This is a genomic window from Paracoccus sp. TD-10, assembly GCF_048270675.1.
GTDB lineage: Bacteria > Pseudomonadota > Alphaproteobacteria > Rhodobacterales > Rhodobacteraceae > Paracoccus > Paracoccus pantotrophus.
This window is the reverse complement of sequence record NZ_CP182419.1, coordinates 1,115,802-1,131,858: the sequence shown is the minus strand read 5'-3', so window position 1 is coordinate 1,131,858 and position 16,057 is coordinate 1,115,802. Positions and strand designations below refer to the sequence as shown.

17 protein-coding genes are annotated in these 16,057 nt (G+C 69.1%); 8 read left to right on the top strand and 9 right to left on the bottom strand.

Going from position 1 to position 16,057, the window contains the following annotated elements:
• The first annotated feature begins 83 nt into the window (after positions 1-83).
• Both ACNKFW_RS16540 and ACNKFW_RS16535 read left to right on the top strand, forming a co-directional pair.
• Positions 84-506: a Fur family transcriptional regulator gene (locus ACNKFW_RS16540; protein WP_024844741.1), complete on the top strand. Its 423-nt coding sequence runs from the start codon at positions 84-86 to the stop codon at positions 504-506.
• Positions 503-862: a YigZ family protein gene (locus ACNKFW_RS16535; RefSeq protein ID WP_208852026.1), complete on the top strand. Its 360-nt coding sequence runs from the start codon at positions 503-505 to the stop codon at positions 860-862. The genes ACNKFW_RS16540 and ACNKFW_RS16535 overlap by 4 nt, the downstream gene beginning before the upstream one ends.
• Here ACNKFW_RS16535 and ACNKFW_RS16530 read toward each other — a convergent pair.
• Genes ACNKFW_RS16530 through pth form a run of 3 tightly spaced genes read right to left on the bottom strand, consistent with a single transcriptional unit; the run spans position 859 to position 2,991 of the window.
• On the bottom strand, positions 859-1,233 hold the full coding sequence (locus tag ACNKFW_RS16530) for a DUF2237 family protein (protein WP_147428906.1): 375 nt from the start codon (positions 1,231-1,233) through the stop codon (positions 859-861). The genes ACNKFW_RS16535 and ACNKFW_RS16530 overlap by 4 nt on opposite strands.
• 1 nt (position 1,234) lies before the next feature.
• Entirely contained in the window at positions 1,235-2,287 is a 1,053-nt protein-coding gene (locus tag ACNKFW_RS16525; protein WP_028709937.1) for a DUF2332 domain-containing protein, read from the bottom strand.
• Complete coding sequence (pth, locus tag ACNKFW_RS16520; RefSeq protein WP_147428905.1) at positions 2,284-2,991, bottom strand: aminoacyl-tRNA hydrolase; 708 nt, start codon at positions 2,989-2,991, stop codon at positions 2,284-2,286. The genes ACNKFW_RS16525 and pth overlap by 4 nt, the downstream gene beginning before the upstream one ends.
• 196 nt (positions 2,992-3,187) lie before the next feature.
• Here pth and ACNKFW_RS16515 point away from each other — a divergent pair, with 196 nt between their 5' ends.
• From ACNKFW_RS16515 to ACNKFW_RS16495, 5 genes are all read left to right on the top strand, one after another.
• Entirely contained in the window at positions 3,188-3,817 is a 630-nt protein-coding gene (locus tag ACNKFW_RS16515; protein ID WP_147428904.1) for an ATP-dependent Clp protease proteolytic subunit, read from the top strand.
• Between the two features lie 183 nt (positions 3,818-4,000).
• Positions 4,001-5,266: an ATP-dependent Clp protease ATP-binding subunit ClpX gene (clpX, locus tag ACNKFW_RS16510; protein ID WP_024844735.1), complete on the top strand. Its 1,266-nt coding sequence runs from the start codon at positions 4,001-4,003 to the stop codon at positions 5,264-5,266.
• 666 nt (positions 5,267-5,932) lie between these two features.
• Positions 5,933-6,307 (top strand): NADH:ubiquinone oxidoreductase subunit NDUFA12, encoded by a 375-nt coding sequence (locus tag ACNKFW_RS16505; protein ID WP_024844734.1) that lies wholly within the window; start codon positions 5,933-5,935, stop codon positions 6,305-6,307.
• 4 nt (positions 6,308-6,311) lie between these two features.
• Entirely contained in the window at positions 6,312-6,779 is a 468-nt protein-coding gene (gene mlaD, locus ACNKFW_RS16500; RefSeq protein ID WP_024844733.1) for an outer membrane lipid asymmetry maintenance protein MlaD, read from the top strand.
• The gene (locus tag ACNKFW_RS16495; RefSeq protein ID WP_024844732.1) at positions 6,776-7,270 is read left to right on the top strand and encodes a DUF2155 domain-containing protein; all 495 of its coding nucleotides are present in this window, start codon (positions 6,776-6,778) and stop codon (positions 7,268-7,270) included. Before mlaD ends, ACNKFW_RS16495 begins: the two co-directional genes overlap by 4 nt.
• Here ACNKFW_RS16495 and aat read toward each other — a convergent pair.
• From aat to tkt, 6 genes are all read right to left on the bottom strand, one after another.
• Positions 7,234-7,875, bottom strand: coding sequence for a leucyl/phenylalanyl-tRNA--protein transferase (gene aat, locus ACNKFW_RS16490; protein ID WP_024844731.1), 642 nt, complete (start codon positions 7,873-7,875; stop codon positions 7,234-7,236). The two genes, ACNKFW_RS16495 and aat, sit on opposite strands and share 37 nt — an antisense overlap.
• A gap of 35 nt (positions 7,876-7,910) precedes the next feature.
• Positions 7,911-9,263 (bottom strand): acetyl-CoA carboxylase biotin carboxylase subunit, encoded by a 1,353-nt coding sequence (gene accC / locus ACNKFW_RS16485; RefSeq protein ID WP_028709938.1) that lies wholly within the window; start codon positions 9,261-9,263, stop codon positions 7,911-7,913.
• A gap of 7 nt (positions 9,264-9,270) precedes the next feature.
• On the bottom strand, positions 9,271-9,783 hold the full coding sequence (accB, locus tag ACNKFW_RS16480) for an acetyl-CoA carboxylase biotin carboxyl carrier protein (RefSeq protein WP_147428903.1): 513 nt from the start codon (positions 9,781-9,783) through the stop codon (positions 9,271-9,273).
• A gap of 103 nt (positions 9,784-9,886) precedes the next feature.
• Positions 9,887-10,783: a lysophospholipid acyltransferase family protein gene (locus ACNKFW_RS16475; RefSeq protein ID WP_024844728.1), complete on the bottom strand. Its 897-nt coding sequence runs from the start codon at positions 10,781-10,783 to the stop codon at positions 9,887-9,889.
• Positions 10,780-11,715, bottom strand: coding sequence for a DMT family transporter (locus tag ACNKFW_RS16470; RefSeq protein WP_147428902.1), 936 nt, complete (start codon positions 11,713-11,715; stop codon positions 10,780-10,782). The genes ACNKFW_RS16475 and ACNKFW_RS16470 overlap by 4 nt, the downstream gene beginning before the upstream one ends.
• A gap of 216 nt (positions 11,716-11,931) precedes the next feature.
• Entirely contained in the window at positions 11,932-13,953 is a 2,022-nt protein-coding gene (gene tkt / locus ACNKFW_RS16465; protein ID WP_147428901.1) for a transketolase, read from the bottom strand.
• A gap of 94 nt (positions 13,954-14,047) precedes the next feature.
• Here tkt and ACNKFW_RS16460 point away from each other — a divergent pair, with 94 nt between their 5' ends.
• On the top strand, positions 14,048-16,012 hold the full coding sequence (locus tag ACNKFW_RS16460; RefSeq protein WP_147428900.1) for a hypothetical protein: 1,965 nt from the start codon (positions 14,048-14,050) through the stop codon (positions 16,010-16,012).
• The last annotated feature ends 45 nt before the right edge of the window (positions 16,013-16,057 follow it).

The window sequence follows — 16,057 nt, the reverse complement described above, 5'->3', positions numbered from 1 at the left end:
CTCGTTTCTGCCGCCGTTATCTGCGAATGATTCTCAACTGTCAAGCCAGTTGCAATTTTTTCGCAACTGGGCCAGAAAACCGCATGGAGATCGAAACCCGTGCCGAAGCCTTCGAGGCCGCGCTGCGCCGTGCCGGCGTGCGCATCACCCGCCAGCGGGCCGCGCTGCTGCGCGTGCTTGCAGCGGCCGAGGACCATCCCGATGCCACCCAGCTGCACCAGCGTGCCATGGCGGCCGGGGCGGGGGTGTCGCTGGCGACGGTCTATCGCACGCTTTCCGCGCTGGAAGCGCAGGGCATGATCCAGAAGCTGGAATTCGAGGGCGAGCCGGCGCGGTTCGAGCCGGCCGACGGCCACCACCACGACCACATGATCGATGTCGAGACCGGCGAGGTGATGGAGTTCGTCAACGAGCGCATCGAGCGCCTGCAGGCCGAGATCGCCGCCGAGATGGGCTACGAGATCGTCCGGCACCGGCTGGAGCTTTACGTCCGGCGCCGGCGATGAGCCTGACGGTCTTTGACAAGATCATCTCGGACCGTGGCTCGCGCTATGCGGTGTCGGGCGGGCCGGCGCGGACCCGCGCCGAGGCCGAGGCGCTGCTGGCCGAGTTGAAGCGCAGCAAGCGTTTCGCCAAGGCCACGCATAACAGCTGGGCCGCGGCGCTGTCCGGCGAGGCGATGCGCGACGACGACGGCGAAAGCGGCGCCGGCCAGATCATCCTGCAGATGCTGGAACGCGCCGGGCTGACCGACCATGTGGTGATCGTGACGCGCTGGTATGGCGGCAAGCATCTGGGCGGTGACCGCTTTCGCCATGTCGTCGATGCCGTGCGGCACTATCTGGCGCAGGTGGGGCGCTAATCCTCGCCCTTCACGGCATGGGCGCGCAGCAGTTCCAGCGGCACGATCTCCAGCGTGCGGGCATGGGTGGCCTCCAGCACCACCTCGGGCGCGGCGAATTCCTGCGCCGCCTGCAGGAAGCGCGCGGCGCAGAGGCACCAGCGATCCCCCGGCTGCAGCCCCGGAAAGCGGAACTCGGGCCGCGGCGTGCTGAGATCGTTGCCCAGGTATTTCGACAAGGCCAGGAACTCGGCCGTCACGATGACGCAGACGGTATGGCGCCCGCGATCCTCGGGGCCGGTATTGCAGCAGCCGTCGCGGAAGAAGCCGGTCAGCGGCGCGGTCGAGCAGGTTTCCAGCTTGCCGCCAAGCACGTTGAGCGCGGGGTCCATGTCAGGTCTCCTTCGGCTGCCAGTCGATCCAGCGGGCATGGAAATCCGCCCGGCCGAGGCTCCATCGCCGCATCCCGCCGCCGGCCCAGAGCCGCAGGGCCAGCGCCGCACCTTCGCCGCCGTCGGCCTCCATCGACAGATGCGCCAAGGGCCGTTCGGGGCTGGCCTTGGCCCCGGCGTCCTGCAGCGCGGCCTCGATGCGCCCTCGCGTGGCGGCAGGGAAATATTGCGCCGCAACGGTGTGATAGACAAGCCTGCCATGAGGACAGGATTCGGCCAGCCGGGCCGGCAGCCAGTCGGCCGCGTCGCCGCGATCCACCCGCGGCGGATACCGCTCGGCCAGCGCCAGCGCCGCCTGCATCCGCTCCAGCCGCGCGCGCTGGTCCGGCCAGATATAGGACAGCAGCCGCAGCCCGTCCCGCGCCGGATCGAGCGGGTTCAGGTCCACCCCCCGCGCCGCGCCGGTCGCCAGCAGGGCATGGGCCGGGATCGTGCCGCGCCATTCCGGGCTCAACCAGACCTCGGGTTGGCGCTCTCCCAGAAAGGGCGGATCATGTTCCGTATTTGCAACAAGACTGTAGCGCGGAAAGTTCAGGTTGAGTCCAGCACTTGCGCCCAGTTCCAGCAGATCGAGGCGGCACCGGCCGAGCAAGCCGGCCAGGAACCGGCCCGCCGCGATCAGCACCGCAGCGCGGGCGACCTCGTTGGTCTGCGGCGCATGCTCGATCCATTCCAGGATGCGGGATTGATTATCCTGAATTGCCTGGGAAATGCTTCGGTGGAGCACTGCGTCATTGGCCTCGGCATAGGCCTGCGCCAGTTTCGGGTCGTCCCCGTTCAGCACCAGCGCGTGCAGCGCGCCGCAAAGCCGCAACGGCACCGAGTCGGCGCGGTAGCTGGGATCGCCGGGCCATGTCCGCACCCGCCGCGCCAGCGCATCGTCCCCGGCCTCAAGGATCGGCGCCAGTTGTTCGCAGATCCGCGCCGTCAGCGGCGAGCCAAGCGCGCGGCAGGCCTTGGCCTGCATCGCGAAGGCATCGCGCCAGGCCGTCACCGGAACCGCTCGGTCAGGGCCCTGAGCCGGTCCGACAGGCTGGGCGGCTCGGCCGCGGGATCGTTGGCGGGTTTCGCCGCGGGCCTGGCCGGCGACGCCTTGCCGGGAAGCTCCGGCCGCGTGCCGCTGTTGCGCGGCGGCGCCACCCGCGCCGCGACCGCGTTCATGAAACGCGCATCGTCGCCCGCGGCCAGCGCCGCCGCGCCGTCCGAGATGCCGCGCAGCAGGTCGTCCAGCCCGGCCTCTTCGGCCTTGGCGAAATCCGACAGCACATAGCCCGACACGCGGTTCTTGTCGCCGGGATGGCCGATGCCGATGCGCAGCCGGCGATAACCCTCGCCGATATGCTGGTGCAGCGAGCGCAGCCCGTTATGCCCGGCATGGCCGCCGCCGGTCTTCAGCCGCAGCTTGCCCGGCGCCAGGTCCAGCTCGTCATGCAGCACGGTCACGTCCTCGGGGCCGAGCTTCAGGTAGCGCATCGCCTCGCCGACCGACTGGCCGGACAGGTTCATGAAGGTCGCGGGCTTGAGCAGGGCGACGCGCTCCTCGCCCAGCCGGCCCTCGGCGATCTCGCCCTGGAACCGCGCGCGCCAGGGGGGGAAGCCGTGGTCGGCGGCGATGCGATCGACCGCCATGAAGCCCACATTGTGCCGGTTCGCGGCGTATTTCGCGCCCGGATTGCCCAGGCCGACGATCAGTTTCATGCGTTTCTCCGTCGCTCGGGCGCCAGATTACCGGCCCGGCCGGGCAGGGGCAAATTTTATCGCTCTCTTGTCCTCGCGGCCCGGCGTTACTAAGACTCTGTCAACCTTTCGCGTCTAAGAGCGGTCCGGCGCGACCGCAGCCTTGGGACGAATCGCGAAACGGGCAGGCCAGGCAGGGACAAAAGCAAGGACAGACATGCACGATCCGGCAGAATTCTACATGAACACGCTCGTCCCCATGGTCGTCGAACAGACCAGCCGGGGCGAACGTGCCTATGACATCTTCTCGCGCCTGCTGAAGGAAAGGATCATCTTCCTGTCCGGCCCGGTGCATGACGGCATGGCGACGCTGATCTCGGCGCAGCTCTTGTTCCTCGAGGCGGAAAACCCGACCAAGGACATCAGCATGTATATCAACAGCCCCGGCGGGCTGGTGACGGCGGGCCTGTCGATCTATGACACGATGCAATACATCAAGCCGCGCGTCTCGACGCTGGTGGTGGGGCAGGCGGCCTCGATGGGCTCGCTGCTGCTCTGCGCCGGCCAGCCGGGGTATCGCTTCTCGCTTCCGAACAGCCGCATCATGGTCCACCAGCCCTCGGGCGGCTTCCAGGGCCAGGCGACCGATATCCTGATCCATGCGCGCGAGACCGAAAAGCTCAAGCGGCGCCTGAACGAGATCTATGTCAAGCATACCGGCCGCACCCTGCAGGAGGTCGAGGAGGCGCTGGAACGCGACCGCTTCATGTCGCCCGAGGAAGCGAAGGAATGGGGCCTGATCGACGAGATCCTGACGGCGCGCGGCAAGGCCGAGCCGGGCCAGTGATCACGGCTGCGGGAAGCAGCCGGAGGCCGGCGTTTTGGGGCCGGGGCGGACGTTTTGGGGATTGTGACGGGCCGGGGGGGCTCGTAACATGATGGGCAACGCATGGCGTGGCCTGGCCACGTCCGAAACAGGCGGTCGTCCGGCGCTTTTGCCGGGCTTCCGGTGTTATACGAGGATGAACTGATGGCCAATCCGACCGGCGGCGACAGCAAGAACACGCTCTATTGCAGCTTCTGCGGCAAGAGCCAGCATGAGGTGCGCAAGCTGATTGCCGGTCCCACCGTGTTCATCTGCGATGAATGCGTCGAACTCTGCATGGACATCATCCGCGAGGAGACCAAGTCCTCGGCGCTGAAATCCGGCGACGGCGTGCCCACCCCGCGCGAGATCTGCAACGTGCTGGACGATTACGTGATCGGCCAGGAACATGCCAAGCGCGTGCTGTCGGTGGCCGTCCACAACCACTACAAGCGGCTGAACCACAGCTCCAAGACCGATATCGAGCTGGCCAAGTCGAACATCCTGCTGATCGGCCCGACCGGCTGCGGCAAGACGCTGCTGGCGCAGACCCTGGCGCGCATCCTGGACGTGCCCTTCACCATGGCCGACGCCACCACGCTGACCGAGGCCGGCTATGTCGGCGAGGATGTGGAAAACATCATCCTGAAGCTGCTGCAGGCCAGCGAATACAATGTCGAGCGGGCGCAGCGCGGCATCGTCTATATCGACGAGGTCGACAAGATCACCCGCAAGTCCGACAACCCCTCGATCACCCGCGACGTCTCGGGCGAGGGCGTGCAGCAGGCGCTTCTGAAGATCATGGAGGGCACGGTCGCCTCGGTGCCGCCGCAGGGCGGGCGCAAGCATCCGCAGCAGGAATTCCTGCAGGTGGACACGACCAATATCCTGTTCATCTGCGGCGGCGCCTTTGCCGGGCTGGACCGGATCATCGCGCAGCGCAACAAGGGCACGGCGATGGGCTTCGGCGCCAATGTCAAGGAAGACGACGACAAGGGCGTGGGCGAGCTGTTCAAGCAGCTCGAGCCCGAGGATCTGCTGAAATTCGGCCTGATCCCGGAATTCGTCGGCCGCCTGCCGGTCATCGCCACGCTGGGCGACCTGGACGAGGCGGCGCTGATCACCATCCTGACCCAGCCCAAGAACGCGCTGGTCAAGCAGTATCAGCGGCTCTTCGACCTGGAGGGCGTGAAGCTGACCTTCACCGAGGATGCGCTGACCGCCATCGCCCGCCGCGCCATCAAGCGCAAGACCGGCGCGCGCGGCTTGCGTTCGATCATGGAGGACATCCTGCTGGACACCATGTTCGACCTGCCCGGCATGAACAGCGTCGAGGAAGTGGTGGTCAACGAGGAGGCGGTGGATAATCCCGCGGCCAAGCCCCTGCTGATCCACACCGATTCGAAAAAGGAAACCGCGACGGCGGGCTAGGCCCGCATCGCCTGCAGGCTCGGCCGGCCGCACCGGCGCCGGTCGGTTCCGCGCCGCGACGGCGCGCGCGGCATGGTGCAGGCGGGCCTTGGGTGCCGCCTTTTTCGCCGGTTCCATCCGCGCGCGTCCAGCCACGCGGAACACGTCCCGGGCCAACGGGCCGCGACCGGCTTGCCGGCGCGCGGTTCCCGGCCGTGCTGGGATCGGCTTGCCCGGCTCGGGCTTCACCGGGCTCCCGGCCCGGCGCCGGTCCGCGACTGCCGCGCCGATCCTCCTTCACGATCTGCCGCGGACGCATCGCGGCAGATCCATTGCGGCCCGCAGCCTCGGCTGCCATCTCAAGACAAGGAACGGCCACACGCCATGCAGATGCATCTCTTCGGGATCTGCAGTTCATCGCCGGGCGGATTCATCCTCGACCCGCGCCACCAGATGCCCGGACCGGCCATCCGGTTTGGCACCGGCAGAAAGCGGCGGGCGGATCCTTCGCAGATGGCTCGGGGCGCTCGCGTCCCTGCCCATGCCAAGCGCCTCGATGGGCGGTCGGACGGCGCCACCGGCTGCGTCGATTTGCCCTGTCGGGGGCGTCGGGGACCAAGCCTCTCTGGACCTTCGCCGCAACTTGCGCCATATCTCCACCACACCCGATTGATGAGGTTCGCACCCATGTCGTTTCTGCTGCGCTTTCTGACCTGGTGGAACAGCCAGACCTTGAACACCCAGGTCTGGACCAAGCTTTACGGCGAAAAGGTCGGCGAGGACGATCAGGGCAATGTCTATTACCAGTCCGGCGGCGGCAAGCGGCGCTGGGTGATCTATAACGGCGAATCCGAGGCAAGCCGCATCTCGCCCGAATGGCACGGCTGGCTGCATCACACCTACAAGGAGCCGCCGACCGCGGCCCCTCTGCCGCACAAGCCCTGGGAAAAGCCGCATGAGCCAAACCTGACCGGCACGCCTGCCGCCTATCACCCGGCGGGCTCGCTCTATCGCGCGCAGCCGGTCGAGCGGCGCGACTACGACGCCTGGCAGCCCGAGTAGGCGCATGAACACCGCCGCCGAACGGGCCGAGCTCTGGGTTGGTGCGGCGGTTCTGGCCGTGGCGGCCGGGTTCCTGGCCTGGTCCACCGCCGGCGGCAGGCTGGGCGCGCAGCTGGCCGGCGGCTATGAGCTGCGCGCGGCCTTTCCGAACGTCGACGGCATCGAGGTCGGCACCGATGTCCGCGTCGCCGGCGTCCGGGTGGGGCGGGTGTCGGCGGTCCAGCTGAACCCGCAGACCTATTTCGCCGAGGCGCGTCTGCGCCTGCCCGACAGCATCCGCCTGCCCAGCGACAGCGCGGCGCTGATCCAGTCGGACGGGCTGCTGGGCGGCGCCTATATCGAATTGCAGCCGGGCGGCGCGCCCGACAACCTGGCACCCGGCGACGAGATCGAGGATGTGCAGGGCGCGGTCAGCCTGATCTCGCTGATGATGAAATTCGTGGATGCGCAAAGCACGGACGACAGCCCATGACCGACCTTCTGACCCGCGCCTGCCTGTGCCTGCTGCTGGCCGCCAGCCCCGTCCTCGCCCAGGAGGAGGAGCCGGCCGAGGACCAGCAGCTGATGATCGACCCGGCCTTCAGCGACGATCCCGATGCGGTGGTCCCCGTCGAGCCCTCGGCGGCCGAGCGCCAGCGCGCCGCCGAAGCCGCGCGCGGCCCCGAGACGGCGCGCGGCACCGGCGCGCAGCTGCGCGGGCTCGACAAGATCACCGGCCGGACCCAGGATTTCACCCTGGCCGTGGGCGAGTCGGTCGCCTTCGGCCGGCTTCAGCTCAGCCTGGCGGAATGCCGCTATCCGGCAGCGGACCCGACCTCGGATGCCTATGCCGAGCTGACGATCACCGACAGCCAGGCCAATGCGCGGCTGTTTGCGGGCTGGATGATCGCCTCGTCCCCGGCGCTTTCGGCGCTGGACGATCCGCGCTATGACGTCTGGGTGATTTCCTGCAACAGGGCCTGAGCGCCGGGCAGGGCACAGCCGGCAAAATCGGCGCGAACCCCGAGCGCGGCGGCAAGCCGGCGGCGGTATTCCGCGCGGGGAATGGCCTGGCCGCCCATCGAGGCGAGATGCGGGTTCGGATATTGGGTGTCCCACAGCACGAAGCCGCAGCGCGCCAGGTGCGATGACATCCAGATCAGCGCCGCCTTGGAGGCATTGCTGCGGCGCGAGAACATGCTTTCGGCAAAGAACGCCCCGCCCAGCGTCAGACCGAACATGCCGCCGATCAGCTCGTTGCCGGCCCGGACCTCCAGCGAATGCGCGTGGCCCATGCGGAACAGATCGCGGTAAAGCGCCATGAGCGGCGCGTTGATCCAGGTTTCCGCGCGATCGGCGCAGCCCTGGACCACACCGGTGAAATCGCGGTCCAGGGTCGCATGCCAGCCGCAATGGCGCAGCACGCGCCGCATCGAGCGCGAGACATGCACCCCGCCCACCGGCAGGATGCCGCGCAGCCCCGGCTCGAACCAGTAAAGCTGGGGGTCCGAGGCGGACTGCGCCATCGGAAACACCCCCTGGGCATAGGCGGCCAGCATCCGTTCGGCTGTCAGGCCCCCACCGCTCATGCAGGGGCCGCCGGTCGCGCCGCTTGCCGCATGGTTCAGGCGCTGACGGCCATCTCGGCCAGCCAGCGTTCCAGCCAGTGGATCGAGTAATCGCCGCGCTGGATGTCGGGATTTTCGATCAGCGCCCGGAACAGCGGCACGGTGGTGTCGATCCCGTCCACGATCAGCTCGCCCAGGGCGCGGTTCAGCCGCGCCAGCGCCTCGGGGCGGTCGCGGCCATGCACGATCAGCTTGCCGATCAGGCTGTCGTAATAGGGCGGGATGCGGTAGCCGTCATAGATCGCCGAATCCATCCGTACGCCCAGCCCCCCCGGCGCGTGATATTGCGAGATGGTGCCGGGCGAGGGGGTGAAGTTCGGCAGCTTTTCGGCATTGATCCGCACCTCGATGGCATGGCCGCGGATCTGCAGGTCTTCCTGGCGGAACTCCATCTCCTCGCCGGCGGCGACTAGGATCTGCTGGCGCACCAGATCGACGCCGAAGATCGCCTCGGTCACCGGATGCTCGACCTGCAGGCGGGTGTTCATCTCGATGAAATAGAACTCGCCCTCCTCGAACAGAAACTCGATGGTGCCGGCGCCGCGATAGCCGATCTTGGCCATGGCATTGGCGCAGATGCCGCCGATGCGGGCGCGCTGCTCGGCGGTGATGACCGGGCCGGGCGCTTCCTCGAACACCTTCTGGTGGCGGCGTTGCAGCGAACAGTCGCGCTCGCCCAGGTGAACGGCGCGGCCGCGGCCGTCGCCAAAGACCTGCACCTCGATATGGCGCGGCCGTTGCAGGTATTTCTCGATATAGACCTCGTCATTGCCGAAGGCCGCCTTGGCCTCGGCACGGGCGGTGCGGAAGGCGGTCTCCAGCGCGGCCTCGTCCTGGGCGACCTTCATGCCGCGCCCGCCACCGCCGGCGGTGGCCTTGATGATGACCGGATAGCCGATCTGCGCCGCCACCCGCTTGGCCGCGGCCACGTCCGCCACGCCGCCGTCCGAACCGGGCACCACCGGGATGCCCAGCGACTTCGCCGTCTCCTTGGCGGTGATCTTGTCGCCCATGATGCGGATATGCTCGGCCGAGGGGCCGATGAAGGTGATGCCGTGATCCTCGACCATCTGCACGAAGGCGGCGTTTTCCGACAGGAAGCCATAGCCGGGATGCACCGCCTGCGCGCCGGTGATCTCGCAGGCCGAGATGATGGCAGGCTGCGACAGGTAGCTGTCGGTCGAGGGCGGCGGGCCGATGCAGACGGATTCGTCGGCCATGCGCACATGCATCGCATCGGCATCGGCGGTGGAATGCACGGCGACCGAGGCGACGCCCATTTCGCGGCAGGCGCGGATCACGCGCAGCGCGATCTCGCCGCGGTTGGCGATCAGGATCTTGTCGAACATCCGCGCCTCACTCGACGACCATCAGGGGGGCGCCGAACTCGACCGGGCTGCCGTCGTCGACAAGGATGCGCTTGACCGTGCCCGAGCGGGGCGAGGGGATATGGTTCATCGTCTTCATCGCCTCGACGATCATCAGCGTCTCGCCTTCCTTGACCTGCTGGCCGATGGCGACGAAGGGCGTCGCGCCGGGCTCGGGCGCCAGATAGGCGGTGCCGACCATGGGCGAGGTCACGACGCCGGGCAGGCTGGCCGGATCCTCGCTGGCGGGGGCTGCAGCCGGGGCCGGGGCGGGCGCGGCGGCAGGGGCCATCGCCGCGGGGGCGGCAAAGGCGGCCGGCGCGGCCTGTTTCTGGTGCTTGGACAGGCTGACGGTCAGCCGGTCGTTTTCGTCATATTCGCGCTTGACGGTCAGTTCGGTCAATTCGTTGCGATCGAGCAGTTCGGCCAGGGCCTGAATGAAGGCGACATCGCCCTCGTGGTGGCGCTTGTCTTGACCAGCGTTTTTGGATTCGTCGCTCATGCCGTCCTCTGGATGTCGTTGTCGGGGCCCGCGTTCTGACTGCGCGGCGGATTTGGGCGTCCTTATAGACCGTCGGACAACCCGAGGGAAAGGGATTCGCCGCCTAGCCCCTGCGTTTCCAGCGCCGATGCACCCAGAACCACTGCTCCATATGGTCGCGGACCAGCCGCTCCAGATCGTCGTTCAGCGCCTGCATCATGGTCGGGGCGTCGCTGTGGGGGATGGGCGCGCCGACCTCGACGCGAAAGCTCAGCCCGTCGGGCTGGCGCACCCCGGCGATGGGCAGGATCAGCGCGTCATAGCGCAGCGCCAGTTCCGCCGGGGTCAGCACCGTCCTGGTCGGCAGGCCGAAGAAGCGCAGTTCGGCGCCGTGGTCGTCGAACTGGTCGAAGCCCAGGGACAGCCAGCCGCCGCCCTTGAGAAAGCGCAGCATGGCCGCAAGCCCGGCGCGGCCGCGCGGGAACATCGGTTCGGCGATGGCGCGCATGGCGGGGATGTAATGGCGGTTGAACGCCTCGTTGTTCATCGGCCGGTAGAGCGCGCCGACCGGCCAGCCGCGCCCCGCGAGCGCGGCGCGCATCGCGTCGTAATTGCCGAAATGCGCCACGGCCAGGATCACCGGCCGACCCGCCTGCGCCGCCTGTTCCAGCGCCGGCAGGCCCGGGCCGGTCAGCGGGTCCGCGGCATGGATGCGGTCGGTGAACTCGGCCCCGGAATAGATCTCGGCCAGTGAGCGGCCGGCATTCTCGGGCACCGCGCGGGTCAGGCGGCGGATCTCGGCCGCGGGCAGGTCCGGGCGCGCCATGGCCAGATTGGTGCGGATGCGCTGGCGCCAGCCGGCCAGGGGTCCGAGCAGATGGGCGAAGAACCAGCCCATCGCCGGCACCCGCCGCCGATAGGGCAGGATACGCGCCAGCCCCATGACAGCCAGGAAGGCGCCATTGGCGATGCGGTCGCGCAGCGGGGCGGGTTCCTGGGTCTCGGTGTCGGTCTCGGTCATTGCGGCCCCGTTCCGGCGGCCCGGTTCATCGCGCGGGCCTCGCGCATCCAGACATATAGGCCCGCAGCCACGATGATCAACGCGCCGATGAGGGTCCAGCGGTCCGGCAGGGTGCCCCAGATGAGCCAACCCCAGAGCCCGGCCCAGACCAGCCCGGTATAGCCGAAGGGGGCGATGGCCGCCGCCTCGGCCAGCGAGAATGCACGGATCAGCAGCGCCTGCGCCGCTGTGCCGAGCCCGCCGAGCAGCAGGAAGGCCCAGAGATCGCCGACCGGCCGCCAGACGAAGGGCACGGCAAGCGAGGAGAGGACCGTGCCGACCAGCGCCGACCACAGGATCGAGGTCGCGGTGGAATCGCTTCTCGCCACGCGGGTCAGGATGGCGCCGGCGGCATAGGTAAAGGCCGCGGCGAGCGCCAGCAGAGCGGCGGGATGGAAGACGCCGGCGCCGGGGCGGATGATGAGCATGGCGCCGCAGAAGGCGGCGAGGATGCCGAGGATGCGGCGGATGCCGATGGATTCGCCCAAAAAGACGGCCGCGCCCAGCGTGATCAGCACCGGGTTGAGGTCCATGATCGCGGTCGCCTCGGCCAGGCCGATGAATTGCAGCGCGCTGAAGAACAGCAGGCCCGAGCCGAATTGCGTCACGCCGCGGAAGAACTGCACCACCGGGCGCCGGGTGGCGAGGGCATGGCGCAGCCGCGGCGCGAAGATGACCGCGACGATGGCCAGGTTGGTGACGAAGCGCACCCAGACCACCTGCACCGGGTGGTAGAGCGTCGAGAGATGCTTGCCGGTGGCATCCATCAGCGTGAACAGGAAGATCGCCAGCAGCAAGAGCAGGATGCCGTGCAATTGCGTGGCGCGGCCCGGATCGCCGGCGGGGGCGAGGATCGGCGGCAGGGCGCCGGGGCTGGGTTCGGGCGGTGTCATGGCATGTCCCTCTTGTTTCCGCTTATGCCCGTGGGCGGCGGCGGGGTCCATGGGGGCGAAGCGGGTGCCTGCCTGCACCGTCGCATGAGTTTTTGGGGAAGGGTGAAAGGCAGCCGCGGCGGCTTTCCCGGAGCGCCGGGGCATGGGTATTTGGGGAACGAAGAAGCCGGCGGGATGGGAGGGGGCCGCGCCGGAGCGGGCGCGGCCCGGAAGTGCTTAGCCGAGCAGGCGGCGGGCCTCGGCGACGGTCGCCTCGGCGGTGATGCCGAACTCCTTGTAAAGCGTGGGTGCCGGGGCCGAGGCGCCGAAGCCGGTCATGCCGATGAAGCCGGAGGCTTCTTCGCGGCCGCGCTCGCCCAGCAGCAGCCAGTCCCAGGGCTGGCGCACGGCGGCCTCGATGGCGACGCGCACCGTGCCGGCGGGCAGGATCTGCCGGCGGTATTCGGCCTCCTGGTCGCGGAAGAGTTCCATCGACGGCACCGAGACGACGCGGGTCGGCACGCCTTCGGCCTCGAGCGTCTCGCGGGCGGTCACCGCGATCTCGACCTCGGAGCCCGAGGCCATCAGGATCACCCTGGGCGCGGCCGAGGCCTCGCGCAGAACATAGGCGCCCCTGGCCGAGAGGTTCTCGGCGCCCGCATCCTCGCGCAGCAGCGGCAGGTTCTGGCGCGACAGCGCCATGACCGTCGGCGTCGATTCGCTCGACAGCGCGATTTCCCACGCCTCGGCGGTCTCGATCAGGTCGCAGGGGCGCAGGGTCAGCGTGTTGGGCGTGGCGCGGCAGATCGCCAGATGCTCGACCGGCTGGTGGGTCGGGCCGTCCTCGCCCAGGCCGATGCTGTCATGGGTCATGACATAGGTCACCGGCAGGCCCATCAGCGCCGAAAGCCGCATGGCGCCGCGCGCGTAATCGGTGAAGCACATGAAGGTGCCGCCATAGGGGCGCAGGCCGCCATGCAGCCAGATGCCGTTCATCGCCGCCGCCATGCCATGTTCGCGGATGCCGTAGTGGATGTAACGGCCCTGGCGGTTTTCCGGCGTGAAGACGCCCAGATCCTTGGTCTTGGTGTTGTTCGAGCCGGTCAGGTCGGCCGAGCCGCCCAGCGTCTCGGGCAGTTCGGGGTTCACCACCTCCAGCACCATCTCGCTGGCCTTGCGGGTCGCGACCTTGGGCTTGCTGGCCAGCGCCTGTTCCTTGAGCGCCGCGATGGTGGGCGCCAGCCGGTCGCTGACGCCGCCCGAGATGCGGCGGGCGAACTCGTCGCGGTTCTCGGCCGCATCGACGCGGGCCGCCCAGGCCTCGCGCTCGGCCCGGCCGCGGGCGCCGATGGCGCGCCAGTCGGCCAGGATGTCCTCGGGCACGGTGAAGGCGGGCGCCTCCCAGCCGAGCGCCTCGCGCGCGGCGGCGATCTCGGCCGCGCCGAGCGCCGAGCCATGCACGCCCGAACTGTCCTGCTTGTTGGGCGCGCCGAAGCCGATGATGGTCCTGCAGGCGACCAGCACCGGGCGGTCGTCCTTGCCGCTGGCGGCATCGGCCAGCGCGCGCTCGATATCGGCGGGGTCGTGGCCGTCGCAGGAAAGCGTGCGCCAGCCCGAGGCTTCGAAGCGTTTCAGTTGGTCCGTCGAATCCGACAGCGACACCCGGCCGTCGATGGTGATGTCGTTATTGTCCCAAAGGACGATCAGGTTCTTCAGCTTCTGGTGGCCGGCCAGGCCGACGGCCTCTTGGCTGATGCCCTCCATCAGGCAGCCGTCGCCGGCGATGACCCAGGTCTTGTGGCTGCACAGCGCCTCGCCGAACTGGGCGCGCATCGCCTCTTCGGCGATGGCGAAGCCGACGGCGGTGGCGATGCCCTGGCCCAGCGGGCCGGTCGTCGTCTCGACGCCCTCGGCATGGCCGAATTCCGGATGGCCGGCGGTGATCGAGCCCCATTGCCGGAAATTGCGGATCTGGTCGATCGACATCTGCTCGTAGCCGGTCAGGTAGAGCAGCGAATAGATCAGCATCGAGCCGTGGCCCGCCGACAGAACGAAGCGGTCGCGGTCGAACCAGTTCGGCGCGGCCGCGTCGAATTTCAGGTGGTTGCGGAACAGGACCGTGGCGACGTCGGCCATGCCCATCGGCATGCCGGGATGGCCCGAGTTCGCGGCTTCGACGGCGTCCATGGAAAGGGCGCGGATCGCGGTGGCGAGGCGCCAGTGAGCGGGATCGGCCTTGCGGCGGGCGGCGATGTCCATATCGGGGTTTCCGTGCTGTTGTATGGCGGCACGTCCTGATAGGCAGGAGGGCGGGCGGTTGCAAGCCGCAAGGGGAGGGGGAGGGCGGTTTCGCATGACAAGGCACCATGCCATCATCGGTTTCCGGCAGGATCGGATCGGCGCGCGGCTGATCTGCCTGCTCAATGTGATGCGGATCGCACGCAAGTTCGGCGTGGCGGGGCGCTATCTGTGGCTGTCGCAGCCCGACGGGCCCTATCCCGAACTGGTCGATCCGCGCGATTTCCTGGACCCCGCCTTCGTCGCTGCGCATATCGACATCGTCGCGCGCGCGCCCGAGCGGTCGGAACTACGCAACCTGCCCGCCGCGGCGCCGGGCATGAACGGTGCCGGTTTCGCCCGCACACTGGCCGAGGGGCGGCGCTATGAATGCGACAGCATGTCCGAGATCATCCGCTTCATGGACGAATCCGAGGCCGAGGCGGCGGCCGGCCTGCGCGCCGCGGCCGAGGAACTGGTGCTGTCGCCGCGGCTGGCGCGGGCGCTGGCAGGGGCGCGACGCATCCTGGCCCGCGCCGGCGGCGGCCGGCCGCTGGCCATCCATGTCCGGCGCGGCGACATCCTGGACGGCGATCCCTGGTCCTATTCCTCCTGGGCGTCGAAATATGTGCCCGACGAGTTCTTTCGCGCCTTCGTCGCCGCGGTGGATGGGCCGGTGATCGCCTTTTCCGACACGCCCGCGGCGGTCGAGCATCTGCGCCAGGGCGATCCCCGCATCCTGCCGGCCCATGAGCTTCTGGACCCCGGCGCGCTGACCCCGGCCGAGCGCGACCTGCTGGAACTGCTGCTGATGGCCGGCTGCGAACAGGTGGGCGCGCCCAGCTACAGCGCCTTTTCGCGCGCCGCGGCGATGGTGGGGCAATGCCGGGTGGTGGCCCTGCCGGAGGCGCTGCCCGAGGATCTGGGCAACGCCGCCCATGCGGCGCTGCTGGAACGCGTGCTGTCGCGGCCGGAGAGTTTCTTTGCCCCCGGCGATCTGGCGCAAAGCGTGAGCTATGCCGCCGGTCATGCCAGGCGCTGCGGGCGGGCAGAAGACCTGGTCGAGGCGCTGGCCGGAAACCGGGCCTTGCTGGAGCGTTTTCCCTTTCTCTACCGCGAGCTTGCGATTGCTGCCTGGTCGGCCGGCCTTCGGCAGAAGGCGCGGCGCCTGGCCCGGCAGGGGCTGGAGGCGCCACTGATGCGCAATCGCGACAAGCCGCAATGCCGGCAGGTGCTGCTGGTGACGGGCGGGCAGGGCGGCAATGCGGACGGCGCCGGGCCCGGACCGGACGCGGCCTTGGTGGGCATGATCTTTGCCGGGCGCTCGGCCGAGGGACCGATCATGCCGGCGGTGGCGCATCGGCTGATGCATAACGGCGGGGCGGCGCGCCGGGCGCTTGGCTTTGCCCCCGAATTGCTGGCGACCTATGCCCAGCCCGACCCGGAACGCGGCAAGGGCCGGATCCTGCCGCTGTGGCTGCTGCGGATCGACTGGTCGGAGTTCATCCGCGATCCGGGGCCACAGCGCGAATTGCTGGTCTGGCCCGACCTGTGGCGCAAGCTGGGCCCCTGTGCCGAGGCGCTGGCGCCAATCGAGGCGGCGCTGGCCAGGGGCGAACGGCCGGAACCGGCCGACGGGGATGCGGCCTGGCTGGGGTTCTGCGCCTCGGTCCTGCGGCTGCATGGCCGGCTGAACCGGGCCTTCGCCTTGCTGCACTGGCTGGATGCGGCGCGGCCGGGACAGATGCTGACCCGCAAGCGGCTGGCCGATGCCTGTTTCGCCGCCGGCAATCGCAAGGCCGGCTGGCGCTGGCTGGATGCGGCGCTGGCGCTGGCGCCGGACCAGCCGCTGCTGCATCTTTCGGCCGCCCTGCGCGCCGCCGATGCGCAGGATGCCGCGCGGGCCGAGGCGCATCTGCGCGCCGCCCAGGCGGCCTGGCCGGAACTGGGCCTGCCCGAGACCCTGCGCCGCGCCCTGCACCGGCAGAGACAGGCGGCCGCGGCCGGGAATGCCGCGTCCTGCGCGGAGCGGGCCGGGTGATCACGTTATCGTCATAAAGGATTTGCCAAAACCCGGACGCCAGCG